The 2,240-nt window shown below is 46.2% G+C and carries 3 protein-coding genes; all 3 read right to left on the bottom strand.

All coding sequences use genetic code 11. From position 1 onward, the window contains the following. Positions 1-16 precede the first annotated feature (16 nt). From tnpC to tnpA, 3 genes are read right to left on the bottom strand one after another with little or no spacing between them, the layout of a single operon-like run. Entirely contained in the window at positions 17-1,501 is a 1,485-nt protein-coding gene (gene tnpC, locus AC1XUF_RS32015) for an IS66 family transposase (RefSeq protein WP_483345960.1), read from the bottom strand. Positions 1,502-1,546: 45 nt separating this feature from the next. Continuing rightward, positions 1,547-1,891, bottom strand: coding sequence for an IS66 family insertion sequence element accessory protein TnpB (tnpB, locus tag AC1XUF_RS32010; protein ID WP_483345959.1), 345 nt, complete (start codon positions 1,889-1,891; stop codon positions 1,547-1,549). Continuing rightward, positions 1,891-2,169 (bottom strand): IS66 family insertion sequence element accessory protein TnpA, encoded by a 279-nt coding sequence (gene tnpA / locus AC1XUF_RS32005; RefSeq protein ID WP_483345958.1) that lies wholly within the window; start codon positions 2,167-2,169, stop codon positions 1,891-1,893. Before tnpA ends, tnpB begins: the two co-directional genes overlap by 1 nt. Between the last annotated feature and the right edge of the window lie 71 nt (positions 2,170-2,240).

The following is a 2,240-nucleotide window of genomic DNA, read 5'->3' as shown; positions in this document are numbered from 1 at the left end:
GTATCCGGCCTATCAACTACATATTTGTTAGTTGGTGAACCTTGTTAAAGTGTTGCGGATACAGGTCAGTGATGTTTTTATGATTGATTGTGGAGATGTTTAGTAGAGTGTTTTTTAGCCAATTGTAGGGATTGACGTTGTGTTTTTTGCAGATAGCAAAGAAGGAGTAGATCATAGCAGCCCGCTGTGCTGCTTCGTGTGAGCCAGCGAATAAATAGTTTTTCCGGCCCAGAGCCAACGGGCGTATAGAATTTTCAATTTGATTATTATCGATCAACAGATTTCCGTCGTATAAGTAGGCACTGAGTTCATCCCAACGGCCGTAACTGTACTGCATCGCCTTTCCGATCTGGCTTTTCGGGAGCGTACTTTTAATTTGTTCGAAGATCCATTTGCCCAGCTCGTTGATAACTGGAAGGGATTCTCTCAGCCGCAGCTCTTTGATTTCAATAGCATCCAGCATCAGTTGGCGGGCTTTCCGCTCCACAGCGTACAGTTGCTGGATCATCGATAGTGCTTTTTGCGCCCTGGTTTTGTCGTTGTCCAGGGCCCGTTCAAATTCCCTTCGCGCATGCGCCCAGCAAGCAAGATGGATAACATCTTTCCGTTTTCCGTGCTTTTCATAAACTGCATAGCCATCCGTCTGTAGATAGCCCTTAAAGCTTTCCAACATCGATTTCGCTCCTGCTGAGCCTCTTGTCGGTTGGTAATCAAAGAGAACGACACCATCCAAAGGGCTGTGGTAGACCCAATAGTATCCTTGATGGCAAGCGCCTTTCTTGTCACTTTCCAGTACTTTAATAGGACTTTCATCCACCTGCCAATAGCCCTTCGATTTCATATCAAAGACCAGTTGCTCATAAAGCGGTTCCAGCTTGATCAGCGCTTCTTTGGTCCATCCTTCAAGGGTTGAAGATGCGATCTGGATATCTTCCCTGGCAAAGCGCTGTTTCTGACGGTAAAGTGGAAGATGGTCTACGTATTTGTCAGTAACTATGCTGGCCAGCAGCCCTGCAGAAGGTATTCCTTTATCAATGACCCGCTCCGGAAGTTGGCCGATTCTGATCCCTTCACCATTTTTGGGAGCATATTTGTAGCGTATGTATCTTTTGATCAAAAAGCGTGCGGGTTCGTAATCCAGCTCTTCGGTAACTTCCTTGCCGATACATACCATCTCTGAAAGATCACCGGCAGGATAAATCTCGATCTCTTCGACGGGTAAATGAGAAGGCAGTGCTGCACGGCCCTTATGGTTAGGCCTTTTACGGATATAGTTGATTTTTTCTTGCAGGATTTCTTCTTGCTCAGCAGTCTGCTCGGTAGTGGCTTCAAAGGGAAGCGCAATCTGTGCCGGGTCACCTTCGAAACGTTCGCGCTTCTGGCCAAACTGCATCCGTCGGTACGTTTCTATCTGAGATTTCAGGTAGGCGTTCTCCTGCTCCCGTTGTTTGACCAGGGCGATCAACTCTTCTTTTTCCAGCGATTCCAGAGCCGTTTGCATACTTTAAAAGTACGAAAAAACTGCCATTGGAGCGCAAAATGAGACTTATTGCTGCAAATTAAACCGCTTTCTTCGGCGGCTTTTTAGTATCTGGATTCCCTCGATCATCAGAACTAAATCTGCCCAGAAGATGCTACCCGAGGAGACCTTTTTGGGTAATGGGAATGTCCCACTTTCAAGTCTTTTATGATATAGTATGAAGCCTCCGGGCTCCCATCTAAGCATTTTTAGCTGCGTGCGCCTGCGGTTGACAAAGATGAAGACTTCCCCACTGGTGGCCACTCGACCAAGCTCAGAGTCTACTATGCCACAAAGTCCATCGAAGCCCTTGCGCATATCGCAACTCCCTCGATAAAGAAAATATTGGTGGGATGAGCCCAGACCAAACATCAGTAAAGCCGGATCAGTTGTGAAAGTATAGTAAGATCGTTACCCTGATAACTCACCCTCACACCATTGGGATAGACAACTTCATAACCTACACTTGGTGTACTATGCCGAGCAGATAGCTCTAAAAATCCAACCCCATTAACGGATTGTTTCTCTTTTCCGACCCAATAACCAAGTTTGGCCACACCGATTTGGTGTTGTTTGCAAAATTCTCTCTGGCTAAGACCACTTTCACGCCATAACCGGACTAATCCGAACATCTTTTCTGACAGATCCATAAATCATTGTTTTCTGCCAAAAATAACGATCAGCGCTTAGCCGGAAAATATGCGCTTGGTAGGCCGGATAC

It is taken from the genome of Dyadobacter sp. HNCC25DJ185, assembly GCF_056895195.1.
The sequence above is the reverse complement of the archived record's forward strand: the minus strand, read 5'-3'. Positions and strand labels throughout refer to the sequence as shown.